A 20,827-nucleotide genomic window follows, 5' to 3' on the forward strand; every position below is an offset into this window, starting at 1 on the left:
AGCGTAGATGAGTTTCTTTACATTGCAAGATTACAGGCACAAAAAACCCGGCAGCGGGGCCGGGTTAGGTATTATTTTTTAGGCCTAGACCAAGGAAGTTCAATTGATTTTATTGAAGTATGTTTTAGAGTTGATTCAACAGTTAACTTCGTGGCTATTGATACGAAATTATCGAAGAACCAAGAATTTTTAGAGCACTCATCCTCAGTCATGTCTCTATCTGATTCAAAGTCAAAATACAACCGAAGGGCTATTTTAACTTTGAATGCCAAATCGTCTTCATCTTCCCCGTCTTCACTGTAGCCATTTATTGAGGGCGCTGCTTCTATTATAATTTCCCTGTTACCATCATCATCTGCATCTTGCAGTAACTTATAATGGTCGAATAAAACCCTAAACTTCCCACCCTCAGCATCTTTATACTCATTATATTCTGATGAGGTAACCTCGAAGCCTTTGAATATGATTTTATCAAGCATTAGTGATGCGTCCCTTTTTCTACTGTGCCAACCCATTTGGCTGATTCACTTGATCTTTTAACATAGCCAAATGCATCTCTAGACTCTTCAGAGCGTCGCTCAATATGAAAATGAAATTCTTTCTTACCAACCAACTTCTCTTCTATTGAGTTTTTAACTATTTCATTCAGCGAAATACCCGCATCTTTAGCCGCTAGATATGCTTTTTTATGAAGATCTTCACCAATTCTTATATTAAAAGAACCACTCATTGGCTTTTCTGGGGTTTTTCCCACAATAGCGCAAGTTTCAATGTAATCATCCACAGCCTCCTCAAAAGCAGATTTCAACCCAGGCAAATCAGCAGCTTCATATGTTACTAAGTCATTGATACATTCAATCTTTCCATAAAGAACCATATCTTCAATGGAAAATTCAATGCTACCATAGAATCCTTTATATTTCAGCATGTTACTCATGAGCTTCTAACTCTTCTAGCAAAATTTTAACTTCTTTGAGGACATAGGCCTTCACAATGTTACCTGGATGTGGACAGTGAAGAGCCACTATGCGTTTATTTTCATTTATAAATTTTCTTTTTGAACCAGAGCCATTTAGTGTGCTGAACCCATACTGTTTCATTAGGGTGACTAACTCATCCCACGTAAAGTCTTTAGGTAGAGAGAAAAGCCTATCCCTAAGTTTTTTGCTCCTACTCATGCAAAGTATATCCTTCAGACACAGTATAGCAACTGGAAAACAGGTGCAATATGTTAAACATTTTATATACGACGATCAAATTTATTTATCGCTGTATATAACTATTTGTATTAAATTAATTATTTACTTACTTTTACCCACCCCTCTATGGGCTAGCAGTGGGTTAGCTGAATGTCTCTTCGGGCCACTGAGCCTTAACTACCTTCCCGATGATCCGGCAGTTATCATTGCACTCAATGCTTTGGTAGCGAGGATTGGGGTTTAGAGGTTCCAGCCATGGCTTGCCATCCTCCCAAACGAATTTCTTGAATGTTACTTCGGTATCTCCATAGATACCGGCGACACAGAAGTCACCAGGGTCAACATCTTCTGCTGGGTCAACTAAGATCAACATACCTTCTGGAAAGCTCGGTTTGCTTCCTGGTGGTGCCGTCATGGAATGCCCAGAAACCTCCAGCCAAAATGAATCATTGCTCGCCTTTCTGGTCGTATCAACCCAGCATTTTGCGTCAGCCTCACGAAACGATCCTACCGCAGCGAATGCCCCCGCCTGAACTTCAGTAAGAAGCGGGTACGTATAACGCCTTACCTGATTTCCATTTTGGTCTACAGCCTCAAACATTCCGGCTATTTCTCTAGCTAACGAAGGGCTGAACTCATCAACTTTGATTCCTAGTGCCTTTGCAAATTGAGCTGCATGCGTCGCGTTTATAGCGTTAGAACCATTCAATAGTTGAGACACTCCGCTTTGGCCCATGCCCAACTGCTCGGCCAGCGTTTCCTGCGAAAGGCCGAGGTCATTTTTTTTAGCTTCAAAGATTAACTTTAATCTTTCAGCGTCAGCTAACTGCTCGTTTGTTAAAGGCTTCTTTTTCATAGGCTAAATTTATCACCAATAGGAATATCCACCAATCACCATTAGTGTTGACAGTATCATTACTAACAGTGATAATTGATATTGATTCACAAGGAGACCTTTATGGAACGAATCCCGTTAGAAGAGTTTGTGTCCAGTAAAGGCCAAGAGAAGACGGCTGAAATTTTTGGCATTCGACAGAGTGCGATCAGCAAGGCTTTGGCCTTCGGACGGAATATTACGGTCATCATTCATGATGATGGTCGCGTGGAGGCTGAAGAATTGAAGCCATTCCCAAATAACAAACATTTAGCAGCTTAATCACCACCCGCATTAAACACTTCAATCGAGCGCTGAAAAGTGCAAACCAAAAAACTAATCACCAGTGGCATTAGCTCACAGCTTTGTCACGTAACAACATCTAACAAGGGAAGAGTACGCAATGGAACGTGCAAGTAACAGCAAGAGAATTATGGAAGTTGAATCTGAGCTACGAAGCCGAATGGCTATCAAGGGCCAGAGCAAGTTTGCGCGGGATGCTGGCTGGGCCGAATCAAAGGTAAGCCGGTTGAACGTACATGATATGGCAGTGACGTTTGTTCTTCTTGAGAAGATATGGGAGACGAGCGTGATAAGGGAAATCGCAAGGCAGGCTGTGATTGCGGTGACAGGAAAGCAAAAAGCCCCACCTGCACGAACAGGAGAGGCTTCTCAAATAACGCTCAATTTCTGAGGTAACTATACATGAGTTTATCTACGGTAGTAAACCCGACTATGACCAGTCAGGAAATAGCTGATCTCGTTGAGTCTCGTCATGACAAAGTTAAGCAATCAATAGAAAGACTGGCACTTCGTGGAACAATTCAACTCCCCCCATTGGGGGAAGTTAAGAATCATCTTGGGCAATCGGTAGCTGTGTACCAAGTTGGCAAGCGAGACAGCTACATTGTAGTTGCCCAGCTTTCCCCTGAGTTCACGGCTCGATTAGTTGATCGCTGGCAGGAGTTGGAAAATCAGGCGCGCATTCCTCAAAACTTGCCAGATGCTTTACGGCTGGCGGCAGACCTCGCAGAAGAAAAACAGAAACTGGAAAATCAACTTGCTATTGCAGCTCCGAAAGCTCAGTTCGTTGACAGCTACGTCACAGCGACCGGATCTCTTGGTTTTCGCGAAACGTGCAAGCTTCTTCACATCAAAGAACCAGCCTTCCGTAAGTTCCTGCTCGATAGCGAGATCATGTATCTGCTGGCTGGGAAGCTAACGCCTTACGCTCAACACATCGATGCAGGTCGCTTCACTGTTAAAACAGGCGAGAACCTAACAAACGGTCACGCCTTCATCCAAAACAAGTTCACCCCTAAAGGCATCCAATGGATCGCCGGATTACTGGCTGCTCATCAAGTCAAGGATATTGCCGCATGAGTACAGCCAAAGTATTTGATATCAGCGCCGAACGTGAGCGCAGGAGCAACAGGATGGAGAACCAGAAGCTTGGTTATGTCCCGTTGTACCGAAGCATCAAGAAGAAACCTTGGGCCAAAGACGTTTTCCTGCGAACACTGTGGGATAACCTTTTACTGGATGCCGCCAGAAAGCCATTCACGGCGAATTTCAAAGGTCACCAATGGAATCTTCAACCCGGTCAACTGGTCGTTACCTCGGACGATTTAGGGCTTGCGATGTGCGACAGGAAAGGAGTTCCAACAAGTCGTCATGCAGTCGAAAGGATGCTGGCATTTTTCGAGAAAGAGGGAATGATTTCAGTGGTCGGAGAACGTCGAAAAGGGACGTTAATCACCATCATAAATTACGCCGAATATGCCGAAAAAATAGACGATTTACCCGCGCATAACTCCGCGCATATCAGCGAGCATAACAAACCCAGTAATGGCGTGGCTTTGAGTGGTGGTGCCGCGCATATCAGCGAGCAAAGAAGCGCGCATCATGAACAAGAAGGTAATAACAATAATATAAAACCCTTTACGTCAGAGAATTCTAACGAATCCCCTGACACCCCACCTAAGAAGCTTCCTGTAGTTCGTCCTGATGCTGCAATCCAAAGTGGTAAAAATTGGGGGACTGCTGATGACCTTCGGGCAGCGGAGTGGATGTTCAGCGCCGTGCTGATGATTGCCCCCGATGCTAAGAAGCCGTCTTTTGCTGGCTGGGCCAATAGCATCCGCTTGATGCGTGAACGGGATGGAAGGAATCACCGAGACATGTGTGTTCTCTTCAAATGGGCCACGCAGGATAGTTTCTGGTGTGGCAACGTGCTTTGCCCGTCAACGCTACGCGAGAAATGGGACAAACTGGACATCAAGCGCAAGAAGCATCAATCAGGCACCGCCACTGGTAAGCCTGTTATTGATTTTGATAACACTGACTGGATAAACGGGGTATCGGTATGAGAAATGTCGTCACAGCCATCCAGAACCGTGATGGTCAATCATTGCAGCAGATGTACGCCGCTGATAAGCCAAAGCAGCAGGTGCCAGAGCAGGCCGCGCAGATATTCAACGAGCTATTTCGCCAGTTGAAGGCTGCATTTCCAGCGCTGATGACCAGCATCAAAGACCAAAGCGACCTGAACGAGCTACGTCGCCAGTGGGTTTTGGCATTCATCGAAAACGGGATTACCAGTATCGACCAAGTTAACGCTGGAATGAAGATCGCCCGCCAGCAGGCAACGCCGTTCCTCCCGTCGCCGGGCCAATTCATCGCATGGTGTAAGCAGGGTGCCACCCGCGCCGCTGGACTGCCCGATGCGGATGAGCTTTATGACATGGTGATGGACTATGCCAAGCGTCGTGACATGTTCAGCAGTGCCGAAGCATTCCCATGGCCCAGCAATCCGGCCTACTGGATGGTCACAAAGCTTTATTCACAACAGCGAGTGCAGGGGTTATCTGAGCAGGACTTACGGAAACGGTGCGGCAAAGAGCTGGCTGACATGTCGAAGCGCATTGAATCTGGTGAGCCAATCCCCGCGCCGGTGGTGCAAATCCCTAAGCTTCACATCCCGGCCAGCAACGAGAAAGCACTGGATCACATTGCCGAACTACGCGCCAAGCTGAACATGACGAGGAAATCATGAGCGCATTAGGTGCATTTATCAAACAGCAGATAGAGCAGCAAGAACGCCATGAGCAAGCCCTCCGCATTAAATTCCTAAGCAAGTTACCTGAAAACACCTTCCAAGCAATTTACGAAGAGTGCTTTGGCACTGATGAAGACGTTGATTGCTCAGGTGCAAGGTACAACGGAATTTACTACAGCGAGTGGGATATCTATTTCGCATCACATGAGCGTGACAGTGACGCGGAAGTGCTGCTGTAAATCAATTCGAGGAAATCATGATGGACATAACTAAATCGCGGGAAGAGTTTGAGAAGTGGCTTGAAGAGGTTCATGGGCTATATGGCGAAGATATTGATTGGGAGCCAGAGAGAAACTGCTATCGAATTTTTGGCATCCATTTGGCGTGGTGTGCATGGCAAGCATCCAGAGAAAGCATTGTGGTGGATATTCCTGAAGAAATGACCTGTCGTGAGGCGCTTGAACAAGGCCATACGAGTGATTATGCCAACGGGTTTACGGCCGCAATTATTCAATGCTATGCCGTTGTGCGCACTGCCGGTATTCGAATCAAGGGAGAGAGTGAATAAAATGAATATTGAAAATTTCGCCGTACTGGTGAGGCATGAAGGGGTAACCAAGCAGATCCTAATGACCGCAGGTGAGCAGCAGCTATTTAGTCGCATTGTGCTTGGAACGCTGGCTGATACTCACGGAAAGGTTGCGGCAGCGACGATAGAAAGCATTGAACTTCCTGCAAACGAAAAAGCATTCCCGACCACCAAGGGAGAGAGTGAATGAAAAAGCTTAAAGAGGAAATCATCGAGCGATTGAAAGCAGAGCAAGATAGTGGCGACCCAGAAAGCGCCCACAGTAACGCTGATGACGCTCTATGCGACCTGCTAATTAATCTCGGTTACTCAGATGTCGTTGCTGAGTACAACAAAGTCGAAAAATGGTATGCGTGAGGTAAAACCATGAAAGATCTTGATAGTTTTACTGTAGAGAGACTGGAAGAGATTATCGCTGAGGAAGGATATTCAGCAATGATAACGCCAAAAAACGATGAAGTCCGAGCGTTGGCCCGAATCGCGTTAGCTGCAAAGAGGGCTGAGCCTGTTGGTTATCTTTGTGAGTGGGATAACGGTAATCAAGTAATTTATTATGGTGAAGCTGGGGACGCTCTAGATGACGACTGGTCTTCTCAGCCATCTGTGCATAAAAATCTACCCATCTACACCACCCCACAGTTGAACTCTCCGGAGATACCGGAAGGTTGGATTAAGTGCAGTGAACGTAGGCCGGAGCGGGGAACTGATGTTCAGGTTTATTGTTCAGACACTCGCGAACAGTTTGTTGCTTTCCATATTGGAAATGGTGAATTTCAGTATGCGCAACACGAAGATACTTCGATAGCTTGTCGTCCATCTCACTGGATGCCACTACCCGCCGCGCCGGAGAAGCCACTATGACTAATGACATCACCATTTGGTTAATAGCTGGATTATCTTTTCTTGGATACCTCTACATCCTATTTAAAACAGGCGAATGGCTGGCTAGCATCATCTGGAAACAATGGGATAAAAGCCGAAAAGAAGAGCGAAAGCAAAAGGCCATTAACGAACTGTATGACGCTTTCAATCTGAGTGATTTAACCGATGGCGACACGATGAAGGTGGCAACCAAAGGTGGACTAACCATCATGATGATTCGGAAGTGACCAATGCAAATCGATATGGTCAAGAATGCCGGTGGCGTTTTTGTTCCAGCCTTCGATCATGACTTACCAAGGTTAACCAAGTTCAAAAACGGCGAGATTTACACCGCCGACATTAAGTTAACTCGCAACCCCGCCTTCCATCGAAAGATGTTTGCCTTCTTCAACTTCTGCTTTGCTCACTGGGCAGCAGAGAATGCCGGTTATGAATTCACAGATGAATATACCCAGAAAGAGGAATTCAGGAAGGACCTGACTATTCTGGCTGGATTTTTTGACGTCGTGACAACCATCAAAGGCGAGACAAAGGTGAGAGCAAAGAGCTTGGCTTACGCGAACATGGAGCCTGACGAGTTCGAACGCTGCTACAACGCAATGGTTAACGCCGCAATAAAACACCTGTTCGGGCGCACGACTGACAAGAACGTTATCAACCAACTTTACAGTTACTTTTAACCCCAACTTACCGCCAGCCAGATACCCACATATGACCCGGTACCTGTATTGCTGCGCGCCAAATTCGACAGAGTAAGGAGAACGCGATGAATGATATTTACCAAAAAATAAACGGGGCCGACTACCGACGAATATTTGTCGTTGGCGATTTACACGGCTGCCTGAATAAGCTTAATGAGAAATTACTCTCAGTAGATTTCGATGAGAGCAAAGATTTGCTGATATCCGTAGGCGACCTGATTGACCGTGGTGAGCAGAACGTCGAATGTCTGGACTTGATAACTCAGCCTTGGTTCCGTGCGGTTCGTGGCAACCATGAGCAAATGGCGATTGATGCACTGGCCAGCGAAGAATACTCACACTGGCTGGCAAACGGCGGTATTTGGTATTTCCATCTCGATACCGACGAAAAACTACTGATCACCAGTTTGATTAAACAGGTTGCAAATCTTCCGTTAATTATCGAAGTCACCACAGACTCCGGAAAATACGTAATAGCCCACGCTGATTACCCATCTGACAGTTATCACTTCGGCAAGCCGGTAAGTGAGCAGCATGTTATTTGGAATCGTGAGCGGGTGAGTTATGCGATGGACGGAGAAGGGGAAGAAATAGCGGGGGCCAAACAATTCATATTCGGTCACACACCAATGAGTAAAGCCAGCCAGTTTAAAAATCAACTCTACATCGACACCGGTGCAGTGTTTGGGTTTGGGCGTGAATTGACGATGATCCAAATTCAAGGGGAATAGCCATGCCTGAGCTCCCCCAATCAATCTGCGTGTATTGCCTTGGCGAGCTAAAGCCTGATGAGGTTTACGCATGTGAGAAGTGCGCTGAAGAGAATGCACCTCCGGAATTGAAGGAGACCGCCGATGATAACCGGCAAGCCGAAGAATAAACCGGCAAAGCTAAAGAAGTGCAAGGTCTGTCCCACCAAGTTCACCCCTAGAAACTCCCTCCAAATAGTCTGCTGTGGTCACTGTGCTTACCTCTACCAAAAGCGTCAATCTGAAAAGAAAGCGGCTGATAAGGCATTGGAAGAAAGAAAAGCATGGAGAGAGCGCAAGGCTAAGTTGAAGCCATTGAAGCATTGGGAGGATATGACTCAGCGAGCGGTGAATGACTACATCACCAAGGGCCGAGACGTTGACGAACCGTGTATTAGTTGCGGAACTTATCAGGCATTTGAATGGCACGCAGGGCACTTCAGGACGATAGCTAAAGCATCCCAAATTCGATATGACGAGGACAACATAAATAAACAATGCAGTGCGTGTAATACCCATCAGTCAGGAAATATCACGCCGTACCGCATCAATCTTGTAAAGAAAATCGGCCCTCAGCGCGTTGAGGCGCTCGAAAACAACAATACCCCTCACCGATATACCCGCGAAGAACTCGACGGCATCAGAAGTCTGTACCGAGCGAAATTGCGTGAGCTTAAAAAACTTCAGGAGGCCGCATAGATGAATCTTTCCGAAGCAATATCAAAAGCCAGGGAATGGAAGAATAAGCGCCTATTGGATGGCAAATACGATAACTACTCAGTTGTTCAGTTTACTTCAGGGTTGCGAGTGATCCGCGACGACCGGCTTAGAAGTATGCATCGGGTTGTATTTTGCACTGACCGCGACAAGTTCGGCGGTACGGTTAACACTGACGAGCAGAGGGTAGCATGAACGTAACGCAATTAAAGCTCACCAAGGATCAGCATGATTGGGTTAACGGCTGGCTTGAATTATGGGGTTCATGGGTTTACTCGGGGAGATTAGAGAAGCGCATGAGCAGCGTTATAGCGCAGTACATGGCGACAGTTGAACCGCAGGGCAGCCCATCAAGGCCGATGTGTAATGACGATGACGGAATGTTGATTTCTCAGGTCGTAGATTCCGTTATGTGCATTAACACAAAGGCCCTTGGTATTCTGATTAGTTATTACTCTCATGGGGCATCAAAGCGATCAATTGCATCGTACTACTTCGCGACCGCAAAACCCCGCAAGATGTCAACGCGAGGTGGGGATAGGTTGAAAAAACCGTCATTGGGTACGTGTAGAAATGAAGTTGACCAAATACTGGAGGCTGCACTCTGGTTATTGTATCAACCACTGCAAAAAGCATTTATCTCCCGCAAACGTGTAGCTAAAATAAAGAAAGTTGCATAAACGTGTTGACATCTTGTAGCCAATTAGCCACTATTAGAGGGTAAGGTGCCGTATCTGTCTTAAGTCGGTGCCGCAAGCACAAAGAAGGCTCAGTTTAACGACTGGGCCTTTTTGCTTTTCTGCATTCGCATGGGTACTGGATTGGTTAATCCAATCGTTGTGAAACAGTATCCAGCCGAATGTCTGGAATATCACGCCGTGGGGCGTATAACTTATTTGCCACAACAATCCATTCGCCTTTAATCCATACTTGGACTTTTTGTCTGTCAACGCCCATGTGTCGAGCGAATTCGGATTGATTTCCTGAAAAGGTCAGTCTGATGTATTCGATTAGAGGCATATCAAACAGCCTTAATTTCTGGATTAACGATTAAGTACGAAGTGCCATGTTCGTCATCCATTTCTACTGCATCGAAACCGAGATATGCAGCAGCGCGTCCACGAAGGCGTTGCATTTCCCAACTACATGCTCCGCGACGAATGACGCATGAACGCGGGTAAAAAATTTCATCGAATTCATCCGTTTCTTCACCGTCTGCTAGTGCATAAGCTAAGGCTTTGATAGTTTCATCATCAACGTCGCAAGCGTAGACTTCAGAGCCAAGGAATTTAATGATTTCTTCAATGCGTTCGTTCAGGGCTGCATTGTCGGCTATCTTTTCGTCATCAACTTCATAAGCGTGAACTGTTTCACCGTCACCGTGAGCTTTTGCAACACTGGCGTATGTACTGGCAAATAAACCATCAAATACATTATCGCCATCACCCAAGGCAAGGGCGCCCACCTTGATGACTGGTGCTGTAGTGTCCCAAGAGCCGTGGAATAATTTCATTTCGCTTACCTCGTTTCGTTGTCTATGTGATTAATGTAATCGAAAAAAGACTACATGACAAGTGATGAGAATCACAAATATTAAACAGGGCTGCGCTAATGCGTGGCCTTTTTGCATTTAGCCCTCCGCCAGCGCCAATCACCCTCAAACAAACTCCGTGTCTGAATGGATCACGGCGGTGGGCTATTCCCTACACAACAGCAAATACACGCCCAGGCCAACTGGCAGGGGGAGACTATGAGAATGGACAAATATTCAAGCGGCTCGTCCTACTGGTTCGGCGGTATAACCACGATGCTTGGCGCGATGTCATTAAACGAATGGGCGCTGTTGATTGGTATTGCCTGCACCATTGGAACATTTGGTGTGAACTGGTACTACAAGCGTAAAGAATTCCAACTGCGGGAGAGAGCCAATGTCTCCAGCACTCCGCAATAAGATAATCGGCGTTGCTGCTGCTGGCGCACTGGCTATTGCCGGAGCGTTGCTTGGCGGTGATGATGGGTTGGAGGGCCGCAAGCATGTGGCTTACTACGATGTCGTTGGTGTGCTGACTGTATGTGATGGCCATACCGGTAAAGACATTATCCCCAACAAACAATATTCAGATGCTGAGTGCGATGCTTTATTGCAGAAAGACTTGGCACCGGTACAGCGCACTGTTGATGACGCGGTAAAAGTTCCACTGAGCAAATACCAGAAAGCGGCTCTCTACTCGTTCACCTATAACGTTGGTCAGAGCGCATTCACTAAATCAACCCTCCTTAAAAAACTCAACACAGGCGACATTAAAGGCGCTTGCGATGAGTTACGCCGCTGGACATATGCCGGTGGCAAGCCGTGGAAGGGATTACAGAATAGGCGTGAGATAGAGAGGGAATTATGTTTAGCGGGATGAAGAACATATTCACTTACCTGCCAGCGGTTCTGTTAATTATCCTGGCTGGCTTATCGCTTCACTATTATCACGAAGCTGAGGAGTGGCACGCCAAGGCAGATAAAGCAGAGAAAGAGCGTGACGAAGCTCAGTTCATTCTCAGTAATCAGGTCCGCATGGTTAACATCATCAACGATATCGCCAAGGCTAACGAGAATGAAAAAAACCGCATTAGCAATGGTGGTGAGGTACGAGCTGCTGCGATTAAAAAAGAAATTGGCGGGGATGAGTGTGCTATTCGCCCTGTTCCTGCTGCCGCTGCTGACTTCTTGCGGAAACACGCCAGTCAAATACGTTCAGGTGCCACAGGTACCGATACCAGCAAGCTTACTTTCTGACTGCATCCCTCCAGAGATACCCGAGATATTAACTTGGGGTAACAGCTTATTACTGAATGACACCCTGTTAACGGTGATAGAGCAGTGCAACGCAGATAAGGCGAGCATTCGGCAAATTGAATCAGCCAGACAGAATTCCCCCGACAAGGAATAGATAGCTTCTTAGCCTCGCAATAGCGGGGCTTTTTTTATCCCTAACGCTGTCGCAAGCGTATCCAACCAAGAGCCTACAGAAAGCAAACCTGAGAACAGCCGTATAGGTGCGGACCTCTCTTGGGCGGCTTTTCTGTGCGAACAGGCTTGCTTTCTATAGGTGTCCGAAATGAAAAAAGAGTTCACCCCAGAGTATTTACTCTCCCTTACAGGAAGAGTTCCGCTAATTGAGCGCCTTAATAGGAAAGTTATTATTAACGAACGTGGATGCCACGAATACAGCAGCAATCTTGATAGGTGTGGATATGGAAGATTTAAGGTTGGAAAACATCAGCTAGGTGCGCATAAGGTTATGTATTTATTGACGGTTGGTAATTATGACCAAATAAATAAAGAGCTTATGCATATTTGTGACAACCCCGCCTGCATTAATCCTGAGCATTTAAAGCCAGGGACACATAAAGAGAATATCCAAGATTGCATAATGAAAGGAAGGCATACCAGTCAAAGATATCCCTCCCATATTCGTGTGAGACCTCCAAAAAGGAAAGCAAAGCCAAGGAAGACTATAAAATCATCAACAGCAGTTATTTCATTTTTCTCCTCTCGTAAGTTAGCTATTTCAAATGGCGATAAAACTTATATTGGGTCTAACTGCGCCAAGCATCACCTTGGAATTAGGAAAACAAATAACGGTGCATGCATTTATTGCATGGACGAGTATCGGTTAAGTAAGAAAAAATCTCGCGACAATAAATCGAGGTGATCCCGCCTGTTTCACTGGGCCTATCTTGGCGGCTCGGAAAGACGAGAAGTGGTGTAGCAACGCCGAGAGGAGTAGCAAAGCCGCGAACAAAGAACATGAAGGCTCAGTTTAACGACTGGGCCTTTTTTTGTACCTGCAATATCTCCGCGCATTCACCGCGCATTTCAAACGAGAGTCTTTCAGAAAGCTGAGCCTGAGAATTGCCGCTATAAGGTAGCGACCTTCTCTCGGGCGGCATTCTGGTGAACAGGCTCATCTTTCTAAAAGGTAATCGCTATGAAGCACCTAATTAAAATCGCAAATGGTCAGCCTGTTGTAAGCAGCAAAGTTGTCGCTGATGAATTTGGTCGTGAGCATAAAAACCTCATGCAAAATCTGCGTTCACTTATTGATAGCGGCCATTTAGGTGAGCTTGATTTCAAGCCCTCCTCTTATACCGACAGACAGAACAAAAACCAACCATGTTATGAGTTGACAGAGCGCGGGTTTCTGATCGCCATGCCATTCATTGGTGGTGATAAAGCAAGAGATGGGCAGGTTCGTCTGGTTGATAGTTTTATTGCTTACCGGGAAAAAGCTAAACGTGAAGCAGCTATTCAGGCCGAGCGTGATTTAGCTAGGGTTGAATACCGGCCAATGACCAATGCGATCAAGATCAGCAAAGAAGCGGAAGGGAAAGAGGCTGAGCATTATCACTTCAGCAATGAAGCTAACCTGATAAACCGCATTGTGCTTGGCGCAACTTCTGCGAAGTTCAGGAAAGAGAATGAAATCGGAAAGGCTGAGGCGATTCGTGACTATCTGACTGCTGAGCAAATCCGGGCCATTACTGAGCTTCAGCGGGCAGATACGGTATTCATCAACATGGGATGGGACTTTGAAAAGCGCAAGTCTGAGCTGACCAGGATGTTTGAGCGAAACCACAAAACACCGCTCATTGAAGAACAACACCGGTTGGCGGCCTGATCATGACGGCAAACAAATACGATGAGGATTGCTTCTCTGAAATGTCGGCAATGCTTGATATCGCCTGCCAAAACTTAGCCGTTGGCAGGATAGATGAAGGCAGAAAAATGACTGAACTTGCCAAGCGTAAACTGGACGAGTTTAGAGATGACACATTCCCGATTAAGCCGGAATAACAGGATTGAGAGCCACTTTCACAACGGCTCTCAATTTATAAAACTCTGCAAAAGGTGCTTATATAGTGCCTTTGACAGAATCTTATAGAGGTCACTTATTTTATCGGTTAGAAATTTCACGGGGTTTAATCAACTCCCACGAAAACCAGTAGCAGGATATTCTGATATGGCTAAAACCAAGTGGCCTAAACCACCTAAATATTCAGTCCCTTTATTTAACTGCGCTGAAATAGTTCTCCTCCGGGAGAAAGAAGAGGCAATTGAATATCTGTATAGGCTGGGCCTTAGTTTCGATTTAAACGGATTTAACGGTTTTGCATACAGCCATCATCGGGAAGGGAAAACTCCAATCATGATTATTGCCGTATTCGTGCATGAGCCACAGATACTTGCGCATGAGGCATGTCATACCGCATTTGATATTTGCAATCATGTTGGAGTGCCAACACCTAACGATGGTATGAACGAAACCTTCTGCTATCTGGTACAGCAGATAGTGAGCGCATTCCTTCCTTACCTTAAACAGGAATAACAAATGACCAAACCAGACTGGGAGGCCATCGAATCGGCGTACCGAGCTGGCTTGATGTCTCTGCGAGAAATAGCCTCACAACACAACATCAGTGAAGGTGCTATACGCAAGCGAGCAAAGCGTGATGATTGGTCGCGTGACTTATCGGCAAAGATAAAAGAACGTGCCGAAGATTTGGTACGCAAAGAAGAGGTACGCAAGCAGGTACGCACTGAAACAACGCTAACCGAACGCGTACTCATTGAAGCTAGCGCTGAGGTCATTGCTAACGTCAGAATGGAGCATCGTGGTGACATTCGGCGGGCCAGAGAAATCACCAACGCTCTGTTTGATGAGCTTGGAGCCGAGTGCGCAGACATTGAATCACTTCGCAAGTTAGGTGAGCTAATGCTTCAGCCTGATGAAAATGGACGCGACCGGCTGAATGAAGTGTATCAGTCGATAATTGCACTACCTGAGCGAGTGAAAGCAGTTAAGGCACTCAGCGACGCCATGAAGAACCTTATTGGCCTTGAGCGACAAGCCTACGATATCGGCGACGACAAAGGCGACAACGTTGTTAGTAAACTCTCCGACCTGATGGATTCATTGTCTCAGGGGGCTTAATGAAACCTGAGCACCTCAAGCTGCTAGCAGATAAAGACTGGCGGCTGAATAACCTTTACTGGATCACCGATAAAGAAGGTAAGCCAATCCGCTTCAGGATGACTCCTGAACAGCGCGAATACTTCGAAGGTATACACACTCGCAATATCATTCTTAAAGCTCGTCAGTTGGGCTTCACTACTGAGGTTTGCATTATTCAGTTGGATGCCGCGCTGTTTGAGTCTGCTAAATGCGCCTTGATTGCCCATACACTGAATGACGCCAGGCGGCTGTTTCGCGAAAAGGTAAAATACGCCTACGACAAGCTGCCCAATGAAATCAAAGCAGCCAATCCGGCAAGTAATGATTCCGCGGGCGAGTTGGTATTTAACAAAGGCGGGTCACTCTACGTCAGCACCTCATTCCGTGGCGGCACGCTGCGTTACCTGCACGTTTCAGAGTTCGGCAAGATATGCGCCAAGTATCCTGATAAAGCGCGTGAGATTGTCACTGGTGCGTTTGAGGCAGTATCGACTGGTTGCTTTGCTACGATAGAAAGCACTGCTGAAGGCCGTGCTGGTTACTTTTTCGATTACTGCCAGACGGCTGAGAAAGCTCAGTTGCAGGGTAAGAAATTATCCCCGCTGGACTGGAAGTTTTTCTTCTTCTCATGGTGGAAGAACCCACAGTACGCAATTGACCCGGTTGAGGCTTTACCGCAACGGCTGGTTGATTACTTCTCTGAGATAGAAGCTAAACACGGAATTCACCTGAACGAGCGCCAGAAAGCTTGGTACTACGCCAAAGAGAAGACGCTCGGCGACGATATGAAGCGGGAATATCCAACTATCCCCGCCGAAGCATTCCAGCAATCAGTCGAAGGTGCTTACTACGCCAAACAGTTCCGCTGGCTCTACACCAACAAACGAATCTGCAAATTACCTGATAACTCACACCTGCCGGTTCATACGTTCTGGGATATTGGCGTGGGCGACTCTACAGCCATCTGGTTCGTGCGTGAGGTCGGCGAAGAGTTCCACATCATCGACTACTACGAAAACTCAGGCGAAGGTCTGCGGCACTACATGAAGGTGCTGAAAGATCGGGGTTATACGTATGGGGACCACTGGGGGCCGCATGACATCGAAAACCGTGAATTCGGCTCTGATGCCAAGTCTCGTAAGGAATTAGCGCGGGAAGGTTATGAAATCGACGGGCAGATTTATTCCATGATATTCAAAGTGGTGCCTAAAACTGGCGTTGATACCGGTATTGAGTCAGTGCGCGAAATCCTACCTAAGTGTGTTTTTGATGATGAGAAGTGTGCTGAAGGGATTGCTCATCTTGAGGGATACAGGAAGGAATGGGACGACAAGCGCGGATGCTGGAAAGACAAACCACTTCACGATCACACCTCTAACGGCTCTGATGGGTTCCGTTACTTTGCTGTAGCGAAGAACAACCATAAAAAGCCAACCGGCAAAGTCACTCAACTACGGATGTAACCCATGCCAGATATTTCAACACCCAATCTCGATTATGGGAACATGACCGAGGCGTGGGACATTAATGACGCTCTGATGGGCGGCACGCTTTATATGCGCCAGCTCGGAGAGCAGCATTTACCCAGATGGCCGAATGAAGATAGTGATAGCTACAAGCAGCGGCTATCTGTGGCTACATTGCTACCTGCCTATGAAGAAACGATTAAGAATAACGTTGGGCGGGTATTTTCTGAGCCGACACAACTTAGCGAGACTACGCCTGATGTAATTATTGATTACACCAAGAATTTTGACTTGGAAGGAAATCGCTTAGATGTGTGGTCGCAGGAATACTTCAGCCTCGCCCTACAATACGGCCTTGCACATGCTCTGGTGGATTATCCCCGCGTAGGTGATATCAAAACAAAAGCTGAAGAGAAAGCGACTGGCGCACGTCCTTATGCTGTTTTGATTAATCCGCGTCAGGTTATCGGCTGGAAGTCAGAAACCAAGGATGGGAAAGTCAGGCTTACAGAGTTACGGATAAAAGAAATTGTTGTCGAAGATGCTGAAAATTACGCACAGCACAAGATTGAGCAAATTCGCAAACTTACTCCTGGTGCAGTTGAGTTACATCGTAAGTCAACAGGCAATAGTGCTGATGGTGGTGATATATGGGTCATTCATGATACTTGGGAAACATCACGCAGTGATATTCCATTGGTTACTTTGTACACCAAACGAACAGGTTTCATGTGCGCGACGCCGCCGCTCATTAGTCTGGCACTACTGAATGTTAAACACTGGCAGAGTCAAAGCGAGCAAGACAACATTCTTCATGTTGCCAGAGTGCCATTGCTGACGGTGTTTGGATTGGAAGATGGGCAAGAATTAACGATTGGCGCATCAAATGCTACTAGGTTCTCTGACCGCTCCAAGCAAGGGCTTGAGTATGTAGAGCACACGGGTTCCGCTATTAACTCAGGTAAAGACTCGCTGAATAGCTTAGTTGAGCAAATGCGACAAGCTGGGGCCAAGATGCTCCGCGCAGAGAACACTTCAACGAAAGCAGTGGATCAGGTCACTGAGGAGCGGATGCAGGAGCAGTCTCCGCTCTATACGATGTCCAATTCTCTTGAAGATGCACTGGATAATATTCTGCAAATCATGGCGGAGTGGTCGGGTGAGAATGACGGTGGCAGTGTTGATATTCGTACGGAACTGGAAACAGCAGAGCAGGCGTTTAATTCGACCTCTGCGTTAGCTATACAGGCATTGCGTCAAGGCGGGGATATTCGACCTATTGATGCGGTTCGAGCCCTGCAAGTTCTCAAGATTATCGATCCCGATGCTAAGCCGGATGAAGTATTGGACGAGCTTAATAACTTAGGCCCAACCATCGCAGGTAGCTAAATGGCAACAATTAACGAAAGGCTGCGTGATGAAACAATAGCACATAGCCTGTTTCAATCTCGTTATGGTGCTGGTGTTGCCCGTGAAATGGTTAAGGTGCTCAACGAGAGCGACGCAGAGCTATCTGCTCGATTAATTGTGGCTCTCGATGGGGTTAATCCAAACAGTATTACTGTGAAACGCTTAGAGAGTTTACTGGCTAGTGTGCGCCAAGTGAATAAACAAGCTATTAATGCGATGTATGCCTCTTTGTCCGATGAACTATTGGACTTTGCCAAGCATGAGGCCGGTTATCAGTTGAGTTTGTTTGACTCGCTATTGCCGGGGTCAGTTTTAAACCGATTCCCGTTAGCAGCAATTACCCAAGAGCAGGTTTATGCCGCGGCAATGGCTCAGCCGTTCCAAGGGCGATTATTGCGAGACTGGGCGGAAAATATCGAAGCTGACCGGATGACCCGCATTACCAATACAGTGAAAAACGGCTACCTGGCTGGCGATACGGTTGAACAGATGGCGCGGAAAGTACGCGGCACCAGAGCAAGAAACTATCAAGATGGTGTAATTGAAGCGGGACGGAAGAACGTCACGGCGGTAGTGAAAACGGCTGTCACTCACTTGGCTGCTGTCGCGCGGGATAAGTTTGCTGATAACAACAGCAATATTATCGACGCCAAACAATGGCTCAGTACATTGGACAATAAAACCTCTCACGATTGCATTATCCGTGATCGCCTCAAATATACGCTGGAAGGTAAACCCATCGGGCACAAGGTTCCATATCTTCAGGGGCCGGGACGCATTCATTTCTGCTGCCGTTCGATGGAGACTTTAATCACTAAGTCATGGCGTGAGCTGGGGATCGATATCGACGAAATGGACGAAGGCACTCGAGCTAGCATGGATGGGCAAGTACCAGCTAGCACAACTTATAGTGAGTGGTTGCAACGGCAATCTTACCGCCGACAAGTTCAGGTACTGGGAGAGACTCGCGCCAGACTGATGAGAAACGGTGGCATGCGTACAGATGAATTCTTTACTGATACAGGCGAGTGGCTGACGTTACAGCAACTTAGAGATATCGACGATAGAGCGTTTTATGACGCAGGCTTGTAAAAACCATGTTTTAACAATTGCAGTAAACGGTAGTCAACTAAACAAAAAATCTGAGCCTCGTCATTGTGCGGGGCTTTTTATTACCTGTCGTTAGCGGATGCGATACGGCGAGCGGGTCGGATGACCTTTTTAAAATGGCCGGAAGGCTTGGAGATTAACCATGAAATTGAAATTAGATGCAGATGGAAAAGTAGTTGTTGAGAACGGAATGCCGGTTTATGTCCATGACGACGGCAAAGAAATCCCATTCGATGCTTCTGCTGCACTGAGCAAAATCACTGCGCTAAACGGCGAGGCTAAAACTCATCGAGAAGCGAAGGAAGCGGCGGAAGCCCAACTCGGTAAATTCTCTGGCATCGACGACCCAGCTAAGGCGATTGAAGCCCTGCAAACCTTAACCAAAATCGACCAGAAGAAACTGATTGATGCGGGAGCGGTAGATCAGGTTAAAGCGGAAATTACCAAGGCATTCCAAACCCAACTGGATGACGCAAACGGCAAGAATAAGACTTTGGAGGATCAGCTTTATAAAGAGATGATTGGTGGGCGTTTCGGTAGTTCCACATTCATCAAAGATAAAGTCGCTATTCCAGCAGACTTTGTTCAGGCGCGCTTTGGCCAGTCATTCAAGATTGAAGATGGCAAGGTTGTGGCTTATGACCCATCAGGCAATAAGGTGTTCTCTCGCACTAAGCCTGGTGAACTTGCTGACTTCGATGAGGCGCTGGAGTTTTTGGTCGAACAGTACCCGCAGAAAGATCACATCCTCAAGGCATCCGGCAACAATGGTGGCGGCTCACAACAGCAGACGCAGCATCAGCACGGACAAAAAACACTGAAACGCACCGCGTTTGACTCAATGGGTATGGCAGAGCAACGCGCCGCACTCAAAGACGGCGTGGCGATCGTAGACTAATTGGAGCTATAAAATGGCAGCAACAAATACCCTAACGGGCCTCATCCCAACAATTTACACCGCGTTGGATATCGTTTCGCGTGAGCAAACGGGCTTTATCCCCGCAGTAGCTCGAAATACTAAGGCAGATTCAGCCGCAAAAGGGCAAACAGTATCAGCACCAGTCGCACCAGCAGCCAAGACAGTTGATATTGTCCCTGGTCCGACAGCATCAGGTGATGCAGGGCAAGAGATTGGTAATGTGGATGTTGTGATCACCAAATCCAAAATGGCACCGGTCCAATGGAACGGCGAAGAGCAACTAGCTATTGGTCCGGCAGGGACATACAACACCATTCTTGCCGATCAGTTCAAACAAGCGTTTCGAGCACTTGCGAATGAGGTCGATGCTGACCTTGGCGCATTGTATTACGGTTCGTCTCGCGCAGTCGGTACTGCGGGTACTACACCGTTTGGTATTGCTGCTGATTTGTCTGACTTCGCGGATTCTCGTCGCGTATTGGAAGATAACGGCGCGCCTACAACTGACCTACAAATGGTACTTGGTTCAGCAGCTATCTCTAACATTCGCGGTAAACAATCAGTTCTGTTTAAAGTGAATGAAGCCGGTACTGAAGAGCTTCTGCGTGAAGGTATCATCGGTCGAATTGAAGGGTTCAATCTGCATAACTCAGCCGGTGTTAAGCGAGTTACTGCAGGTAGTGGCGCGGGCTTCTTAGTCAATAAGGTTGGTGGTCATGCAGTCGGTGATCGTCTGATCTCCGTTGATACGGGAACTGGTACGGTGAAAGTGGGGGATGTAGTCACCTTTGATGGTGATGACCACAAATACGTAGTGTCCGTTGCCACTTCATCAGTTATCACCATTGCTGCACCTGGCTTGATGAAAGCGCTGGCAGATAATGCGGCCGTGACTGTAGGTGGTAATTACACCGCAAACATGGCATTTGACCGCAATGCATTCCTGTTAGCCTCACGTACTCCGGCAATGCCTGATGGTGGCGACACTGCTGATGACGTGATGAATGTTACCGACCCTGTGTCTGGCATTACATTCCAGATCGCACTGTATCGTCAGTACCGTCAGGTGCGTTATGAGGTTGGTTTGGCATGGGGCGTCGCGTCGGTTAAGCCTGAGCATAGCACTATCATTTTGGGCTAATTAT

The 20,827-nt window shown here is 47.0% G+C and carries 36 protein-coding genes; 30 read left to right on the forward strand and 6 right to left on the reverse strand.

Annotated features, from left to right (window positions below; translation table 11 throughout):
* Window positions 1-71: 71 nt before the first annotated feature.
* The 4 genes from HUZ92_RS13935 to HUZ92_RS13950 form a co-directional block, all read right to left on the reverse strand.
* Complete coding sequence (locus HUZ92_RS13935; RefSeq protein ID WP_057643885.1) at window positions 72-479, reverse strand: hypothetical protein; 408 nt, start codon at window positions 477-479, stop codon at window positions 72-74.
* Window positions 479-937 carry a type II toxin-antitoxin system HicB family antitoxin gene (locus tag HUZ92_RS13940; protein ID WP_128451995.1) on the reverse strand — a complete coding sequence of 153 codons (459 nt, stop codon included), beginning with the start codon at window positions 935-937 and terminating at the stop codon, window positions 479-481. Before HUZ92_RS13940 ends, HUZ92_RS13935 begins: the two co-directional genes overlap by 1 nt.
* Window positions 930-1,178, reverse strand: a complete 249-nt coding sequence (locus tag HUZ92_RS13945; RefSeq protein ID WP_057643890.1) for a type II toxin-antitoxin system HicA family toxin — start codon at window positions 1,176-1,178, stop codon at window positions 930-932. The genes HUZ92_RS13940 and HUZ92_RS13945 overlap by 8 nt, the downstream gene beginning before the upstream one ends.
* A 163-nt stretch (window positions 1,179-1,341) precedes the next feature.
* On the reverse strand, window positions 1,342-2,055 hold the full coding sequence (locus HUZ92_RS13950) for a LexA family protein (protein WP_145579756.1): 714 nt from the start codon (window positions 2,053-2,055) through the stop codon (window positions 1,342-1,344).
* Between the two features lie 102 nt (window positions 2,056-2,157).
* Between HUZ92_RS13950 and HUZ92_RS13955 the strand changes: the two genes are divergently transcribed.
* The 16 genes from HUZ92_RS13955 (at window position 2,158) to HUZ92_RS14030 (ending at window position 9,449) form a co-directional block, all read left to right on the forward strand.
* Window positions 2,158-2,355 (forward strand): Cro/CI family transcriptional regulator, encoded by a 198-nt coding sequence (locus HUZ92_RS13955; protein WP_049615505.1) that lies wholly within the window; start codon window positions 2,158-2,160, stop codon window positions 2,353-2,355.
* A gap of 121 nt (window positions 2,356-2,476) precedes the next feature.
* The gene (locus HUZ92_RS13960) at window positions 2,477-2,767 is read left to right on the forward strand and encodes a CII family transcriptional regulator (RefSeq protein ID WP_128451978.1); all 291 of its coding nucleotides are present in this window, start codon (window positions 2,477-2,479) and stop codon (window positions 2,765-2,767) included.
* Window positions 2,768-2,778: 11 nt separating this feature from the next.
* Window positions 2,779-3,456, forward strand: coding sequence for a phage antirepressor KilAC domain-containing protein (locus HUZ92_RS13965; protein ID WP_235896990.1), 678 nt, complete (start codon window positions 2,779-2,781; stop codon window positions 3,454-3,456).
* 53 nt (window positions 3,457-3,509) lie between these two features.
* On the forward strand, window positions 3,510-4,442 hold the full coding sequence (locus HUZ92_RS13970) for a replication protein (protein ID WP_174846851.1): 933 nt from the start codon (window positions 3,510-3,512) through the stop codon (window positions 4,440-4,442).
* On the forward strand, window positions 4,439-5,128 hold the full coding sequence (locus HUZ92_RS13975) for a replication protein P (RefSeq protein ID WP_054878763.1): 690 nt from the start codon (window positions 4,439-4,441) through the stop codon (window positions 5,126-5,128). The genes HUZ92_RS13970 and HUZ92_RS13975 overlap by 4 nt, the downstream gene beginning before the upstream one ends.
* The gene (locus HUZ92_RS13980) at window positions 5,125-5,370 is read left to right on the forward strand and encodes a hypothetical protein (protein ID WP_145579758.1); all 246 of its coding nucleotides are present in this window, start codon (window positions 5,125-5,127) and stop codon (window positions 5,368-5,370) included. Before HUZ92_RS13975 ends, HUZ92_RS13980 begins: the two co-directional genes overlap by 4 nt.
* Window positions 5,371-5,387: 17 nt before the next feature.
* The gene (locus HUZ92_RS13985) at window positions 5,388-5,699 is read left to right on the forward strand and encodes a hypothetical protein (protein ID WP_145579759.1); all 312 of its coding nucleotides are present in this window, start codon (window positions 5,388-5,390) and stop codon (window positions 5,697-5,699) included.
* A gap of 1 nt (window position 5,700) precedes the next feature.
* Window positions 5,701-5,910: a hypothetical protein gene (locus HUZ92_RS13990; protein WP_057631582.1), complete on the forward strand. Its 210-nt coding sequence runs from the start codon at window positions 5,701-5,703 to the stop codon at window positions 5,908-5,910.
* Window positions 5,907-6,077, forward strand: a complete 171-nt coding sequence (locus tag HUZ92_RS13995; protein WP_174846841.1) for a hypothetical protein — start codon at window positions 5,907-5,909, stop codon at window positions 6,075-6,077. Before HUZ92_RS13990 ends, HUZ92_RS13995 begins: the two co-directional genes overlap by 4 nt.
* A 9-nt stretch (window positions 6,078-6,086) precedes the next feature.
* On the forward strand, window positions 6,087-6,581 hold the full coding sequence (locus HUZ92_RS14000) for a DUF551 domain-containing protein (protein WP_145579760.1): 495 nt from the start codon (window positions 6,087-6,089) through the stop codon (window positions 6,579-6,581).
* Window positions 6,578-6,829 (forward strand): DUF4752 family protein, encoded by a 252-nt coding sequence (locus HUZ92_RS14005; protein WP_050139955.1) that lies wholly within the window; start codon window positions 6,578-6,580, stop codon window positions 6,827-6,829. The genes HUZ92_RS14000 and HUZ92_RS14005 overlap by 4 nt, the downstream gene beginning before the upstream one ends.
* A 3-nt stretch (window positions 6,830-6,832) precedes the next feature.
* A complete protein-coding gene (locus HUZ92_RS14010) occupies window positions 6,833-7,282 on the forward strand; it encodes a DUF1367 family protein (RefSeq protein WP_145579761.1) in 450 nt (149 codons plus the stop codon).
* 86 nt (window positions 7,283-7,368) lie between these two features.
* Window positions 7,369-8,034: a metallophosphoesterase gene (locus HUZ92_RS14015; protein WP_145579762.1), complete on the forward strand. Its 666-nt coding sequence runs from the start codon at window positions 7,369-7,371 to the stop codon at window positions 8,032-8,034.
* Window positions 8,035-8,036: 2 nt separating this feature from the next.
* Window positions 8,037-8,183 carry a hypothetical protein gene (locus HUZ92_RS14020; RefSeq protein ID WP_174846842.1) on the forward strand — a complete coding sequence of 49 codons (147 nt, stop codon included), beginning with the start codon at window positions 8,037-8,039 and terminating at the stop codon, window positions 8,181-8,183.
* Entirely contained in the window at window positions 8,158-8,751 is a 594-nt protein-coding gene (locus tag HUZ92_RS14025; RefSeq protein WP_145579763.1) for a recombination protein NinG, read from the forward strand. Before HUZ92_RS14020 ends, HUZ92_RS14025 begins: the two co-directional genes overlap by 26 nt.
* Before the next feature lie 209 nt (window positions 8,752-8,960).
* Window positions 8,961-9,449: an antiterminator Q family protein gene (locus HUZ92_RS14030; RefSeq protein ID WP_145579764.1), complete on the forward strand. Its 489-nt coding sequence runs from the start codon at window positions 8,961-8,963 to the stop codon at window positions 9,447-9,449.
* Window positions 9,450-9,594: 145 nt separating this feature from the next.
* On the opposite strand, the gene HUZ92_RS14035 is transcribed toward HUZ92_RS14030, so the two are convergent.
* Both HUZ92_RS14035 and HUZ92_RS14040 read right to left on the reverse strand, forming a co-directional pair.
* Window positions 9,595-9,789, reverse strand: a complete 195-nt coding sequence (locus HUZ92_RS14035) for a hypothetical protein (RefSeq protein ID WP_145579765.1) — start codon at window positions 9,787-9,789, stop codon at window positions 9,595-9,597.
* Between the two features lies 1 nt (window position 9,790).
* Window positions 9,791-10,282, reverse strand: coding sequence for an AcrIF11 family anti-CRISPR ADP-ribosyltransferase (locus tag HUZ92_RS14040; RefSeq protein WP_145579766.1), 492 nt, complete (start codon window positions 10,280-10,282; stop codon window positions 9,791-9,793).
* 237 nt (window positions 10,283-10,519) lie between these two features.
* On the opposite strand from HUZ92_RS14040, the gene HUZ92_RS14045 reads away from it, so the two are divergent.
* From HUZ92_RS14045 to HUZ92_RS14105, 14 genes are all read left to right on the forward strand, one after another.
* Entirely contained in the window at window positions 10,520-10,720 is a 201-nt protein-coding gene (locus HUZ92_RS14045) for a phage holin family protein (RefSeq protein WP_145579767.1), read from the forward strand.
* The gene (locus HUZ92_RS14050; protein WP_145579768.1) at window positions 10,698-11,180 is read left to right on the forward strand and encodes a lysozyme; all 483 of its coding nucleotides are present in this window, start codon (window positions 10,698-10,700) and stop codon (window positions 11,178-11,180) included. Before HUZ92_RS14045 ends, HUZ92_RS14050 begins: the two co-directional genes overlap by 23 nt.
* Window positions 11,177-11,557, forward strand: a complete 381-nt coding sequence (locus tag HUZ92_RS14055; protein ID WP_235896991.1) for an exotoxin — start codon at window positions 11,177-11,179, stop codon at window positions 11,555-11,557. The genes HUZ92_RS14050 and HUZ92_RS14055 overlap by 4 nt, the downstream gene beginning before the upstream one ends.
* On the forward strand, window positions 11,445-11,711 hold the full coding sequence (gene lysC / locus HUZ92_RS21105) for an Rz1-like lysis system protein LysC (protein WP_145579770.1): 267 nt from the start codon (window positions 11,445-11,447) through the stop codon (window positions 11,709-11,711). Before HUZ92_RS14055 ends, lysC begins: the two co-directional genes overlap by 113 nt.
* A gap of 168 nt (window positions 11,712-11,879) precedes the next feature.
* The gene (locus HUZ92_RS14060; RefSeq protein WP_050881089.1) at window positions 11,880-12,476 is read left to right on the forward strand and encodes an HNH endonuclease; all 597 of its coding nucleotides are present in this window, start codon (window positions 11,880-11,882) and stop codon (window positions 12,474-12,476) included.
* 276 nt (window positions 12,477-12,752) lie between these two features.
* On the forward strand, window positions 12,753-13,442 hold the full coding sequence (locus HUZ92_RS14065; RefSeq protein WP_050094815.1) for a Rha family transcriptional regulator: 690 nt from the start codon (window positions 12,753-12,755) through the stop codon (window positions 13,440-13,442).
* Window positions 13,443-13,444: 2 nt separating this feature from the next.
* Window positions 13,445-13,618 carry a hypothetical protein gene (locus HUZ92_RS14070; RefSeq protein ID WP_156305553.1) on the forward strand — a complete coding sequence of 58 codons (174 nt, stop codon included), beginning with the start codon at window positions 13,445-13,447 and terminating at the stop codon, window positions 13,616-13,618.
* Between the two features lie 166 nt (window positions 13,619-13,784).
* The gene (locus HUZ92_RS14075) at window positions 13,785-14,150 is read left to right on the forward strand and encodes a hypothetical protein (protein WP_145579771.1); all 366 of its coding nucleotides are present in this window, start codon (window positions 13,785-13,787) and stop codon (window positions 14,148-14,150) included.
* Between the two features lie 3 nt (window positions 14,151-14,153).
* Window positions 14,154-14,756 carry a hypothetical protein gene (locus HUZ92_RS14080; RefSeq protein WP_145579772.1) on the forward strand — a complete coding sequence of 201 codons (603 nt, stop codon included), beginning with the start codon at window positions 14,154-14,156 and terminating at the stop codon, window positions 14,754-14,756.
* Complete coding sequence (locus HUZ92_RS14085) at window positions 14,756-16,240, forward strand: terminase (protein ID WP_145579773.1); 1,485 nt, start codon at window positions 14,756-14,758, stop codon at window positions 16,238-16,240. Before HUZ92_RS14080 ends, HUZ92_RS14085 begins: the two co-directional genes overlap by 1 nt.
* Before the next feature lie 3 nt (window positions 16,241-16,243).
* On the forward strand, window positions 16,244-17,632 hold the full coding sequence (locus HUZ92_RS14090) for a DUF4055 domain-containing protein (RefSeq protein WP_145579774.1): 1,389 nt from the start codon (window positions 16,244-16,246) through the stop codon (window positions 17,630-17,632).
* Entirely contained in the window at window positions 17,633-18,745 is a 1,113-nt protein-coding gene (locus tag HUZ92_RS14095) for a hypothetical protein (RefSeq protein ID WP_145579775.1), read from the forward strand.
* Between the two features lie 160 nt (window positions 18,746-18,905).
* Entirely contained in the window at window positions 18,906-19,661 is a 756-nt protein-coding gene (locus tag HUZ92_RS14100; RefSeq protein ID WP_019209143.1) for a DUF6651 domain-containing protein, read from the forward strand.
* Between the two features lie 13 nt (window positions 19,662-19,674).
* Window positions 19,675-20,823, forward strand: coding sequence for a P22 phage major capsid protein family protein (locus HUZ92_RS14105; protein WP_145579776.1), 1,149 nt, complete (start codon window positions 19,675-19,677; stop codon window positions 20,821-20,823).
* The last annotated feature ends 4 nt before the right edge of the window (window positions 20,824-20,827 follow it).

Origin of the sequence: Yersinia vastinensis (assembly GCF_902726565.1) — a bacterium.
In the GTDB taxonomy this organism is placed as follows: Bacteria; Pseudomonadota; Gammaproteobacteria; order Enterobacterales; family Enterobacteriaceae; genus Yersinia; species Yersinia vastinensis.

Bases quoted from the DNA above. Each gene is read 5' to 3' on its own strand.
- HUZ92_RS13935 (WP_057643885.1), bottom strand. From the start codon at position 479: ATGCTTGATAAAATCATATTCAAAGGCTTCGAGGTTACCTCATCAGAA.
- HUZ92_RS13940 (WP_128451995.1), bottom strand. From the start codon at position 937: ATGAGTAACATGCTGAAATATAAAGGATTCTATGGTAGCATTGAATTT.
- HUZ92_RS13945 (WP_057643890.1), bottom strand. From the start codon at position 1,178: ATGAGTAGGAGCAAAAAACTTAGGGATAGGCTTTTCTCTCTACCTAAA.
- HUZ92_RS13950 (WP_145579756.1), bottom strand. From the start codon at position 2,055: ATGAAAAAGAAGCCTTTAACAAACGAGCAGTTAGCTGACGCTGAAAGA.
- HUZ92_RS13955 (WP_049615505.1), top strand. From the start codon at position 2,158: ATGGAACGAATCCCGTTAGAAGAGTTTGTGTCCAGTAAAGGCCAAGAG.
- HUZ92_RS13960 (WP_128451978.1), top strand. From the start codon at position 2,477: ATGGAACGTGCAAGTAACAGCAAGAGAATTATGGAAGTTGAATCTGAG.
- HUZ92_RS13965 (WP_235896990.1), top strand. From the start codon at position 2,779: ATGAGTTTATCTACGGTAGTAAACCCGACTATGACCAGTCAGGAAATA.
- HUZ92_RS13970 (WP_174846851.1), top strand. From the start codon at position 3,510: ATGGAGAACCAGAAGCTTGGTTATGTCCCGTTGTACCGAAGCATCAAG.
- HUZ92_RS13975 (WP_054878763.1), top strand. From the start codon at position 4,439: ATGAGAAATGTCGTCACAGCCATCCAGAACCGTGATGGTCAATCATTG.
- HUZ92_RS13980 (WP_145579758.1), top strand. From the start codon at position 5,125: ATGAGCGCATTAGGTGCATTTATCAAACAGCAGATAGAGCAGCAAGAA.
- HUZ92_RS13985 (WP_145579759.1), top strand. From the start codon at position 5,388: ATGATGGACATAACTAAATCGCGGGAAGAGTTTGAGAAGTGGCTTGAA.
- HUZ92_RS13990 (WP_057631582.1), top strand. From the start codon at position 5,701: ATGAATATTGAAAATTTCGCCGTACTGGTGAGGCATGAAGGGGTAACC.
- HUZ92_RS13995 (WP_174846841.1), top strand. From the start codon at position 5,907: ATGAAAAAGCTTAAAGAGGAAATCATCGAGCGATTGAAAGCAGAGCAA.
- HUZ92_RS14000 (WP_145579760.1), top strand. From the start codon at position 6,087: ATGAAAGATCTTGATAGTTTTACTGTAGAGAGACTGGAAGAGATTATC.
- HUZ92_RS14005 (WP_050139955.1), top strand. From the start codon at position 6,578: ATGACTAATGACATCACCATTTGGTTAATAGCTGGATTATCTTTTCTT.
- HUZ92_RS14010 (WP_145579761.1), top strand. From the start codon at position 6,833: ATGCAAATCGATATGGTCAAGAATGCCGGTGGCGTTTTTGTTCCAGCC.
- HUZ92_RS14015 (WP_145579762.1), top strand. From the start codon at position 7,369: ATGAATGATATTTACCAAAAAATAAACGGGGCCGACTACCGACGAATA.
- HUZ92_RS14020 (WP_174846842.1), top strand. From the start codon at position 8,037: ATGCCTGAGCTCCCCCAATCAATCTGCGTGTATTGCCTTGGCGAGCTA.
- HUZ92_RS14025 (WP_145579763.1), top strand. From the start codon at position 8,158: ATGATAACCGGCAAGCCGAAGAATAAACCGGCAAAGCTAAAGAAGTGC.
- HUZ92_RS14030 (WP_145579764.1), top strand. From the start codon at position 8,961: ATGAACGTAACGCAATTAAAGCTCACCAAGGATCAGCATGATTGGGTT.
- HUZ92_RS14035 (WP_145579765.1), bottom strand. From the start codon at position 9,789: ATGCCTCTAATCGAATACATCAGACTGACCTTTTCAGGAAATCAATCC.
- HUZ92_RS14040 (WP_145579766.1), bottom strand. From the start codon at position 10,282: ATGAAATTATTCCACGGCTCTTGGGACACTACAGCACCAGTCATCAAG.
- HUZ92_RS14045 (WP_145579767.1), top strand. From the start codon at position 10,520: ATGAGAATGGACAAATATTCAAGCGGCTCGTCCTACTGGTTCGGCGGT.
- HUZ92_RS14050 (WP_145579768.1), top strand. From the start codon at position 10,698: ATGTCTCCAGCACTCCGCAATAAGATAATCGGCGTTGCTGCTGCTGGC.
- HUZ92_RS14055 (WP_235896991.1), top strand. From the start codon at position 11,177: ATGAAGAACATATTCACTTACCTGCCAGCGGTTCTGTTAATTATCCTG.
- lysC (WP_145579770.1), top strand. From the start codon at position 11,445: ATGAGTGTGCTATTCGCCCTGTTCCTGCTGCCGCTGCTGACTTCTTGC.
- HUZ92_RS14060 (WP_050881089.1), top strand. From the start codon at position 11,880: ATGAAAAAAGAGTTCACCCCAGAGTATTTACTCTCCCTTACAGGAAGA.
- HUZ92_RS14065 (WP_050094815.1), top strand. From the start codon at position 12,753: ATGAAGCACCTAATTAAAATCGCAAATGGTCAGCCTGTTGTAAGCAGC.
- HUZ92_RS14070 (WP_156305553.1), top strand. From the start codon at position 13,445: ATGACGGCAAACAAATACGATGAGGATTGCTTCTCTGAAATGTCGGCA.
- HUZ92_RS14075 (WP_145579771.1), top strand. From the start codon at position 13,785: ATGGCTAAAACCAAGTGGCCTAAACCACCTAAATATTCAGTCCCTTTA.
- HUZ92_RS14080 (WP_145579772.1), top strand. From the start codon at position 14,154: ATGACCAAACCAGACTGGGAGGCCATCGAATCGGCGTACCGAGCTGGC.
- HUZ92_RS14085 (WP_145579773.1), top strand. From the start codon at position 14,756: ATGAAACCTGAGCACCTCAAGCTGCTAGCAGATAAAGACTGGCGGCTG.
- HUZ92_RS14090 (WP_145579774.1), top strand. From the start codon at position 16,244: ATGCCAGATATTTCAACACCCAATCTCGATTATGGGAACATGACCGAG.
- HUZ92_RS14095 (WP_145579775.1), top strand. From the start codon at position 17,633: ATGGCAACAATTAACGAAAGGCTGCGTGATGAAACAATAGCACATAGC.
- HUZ92_RS14100 (WP_019209143.1), top strand. From the start codon at position 18,906: ATGAAATTGAAATTAGATGCAGATGGAAAAGTAGTTGTTGAGAACGGA.
- HUZ92_RS14105 (WP_145579776.1), top strand. From the start codon at position 19,675: ATGGCAGCAACAAATACCCTAACGGGCCTCATCCCAACAATTTACACC.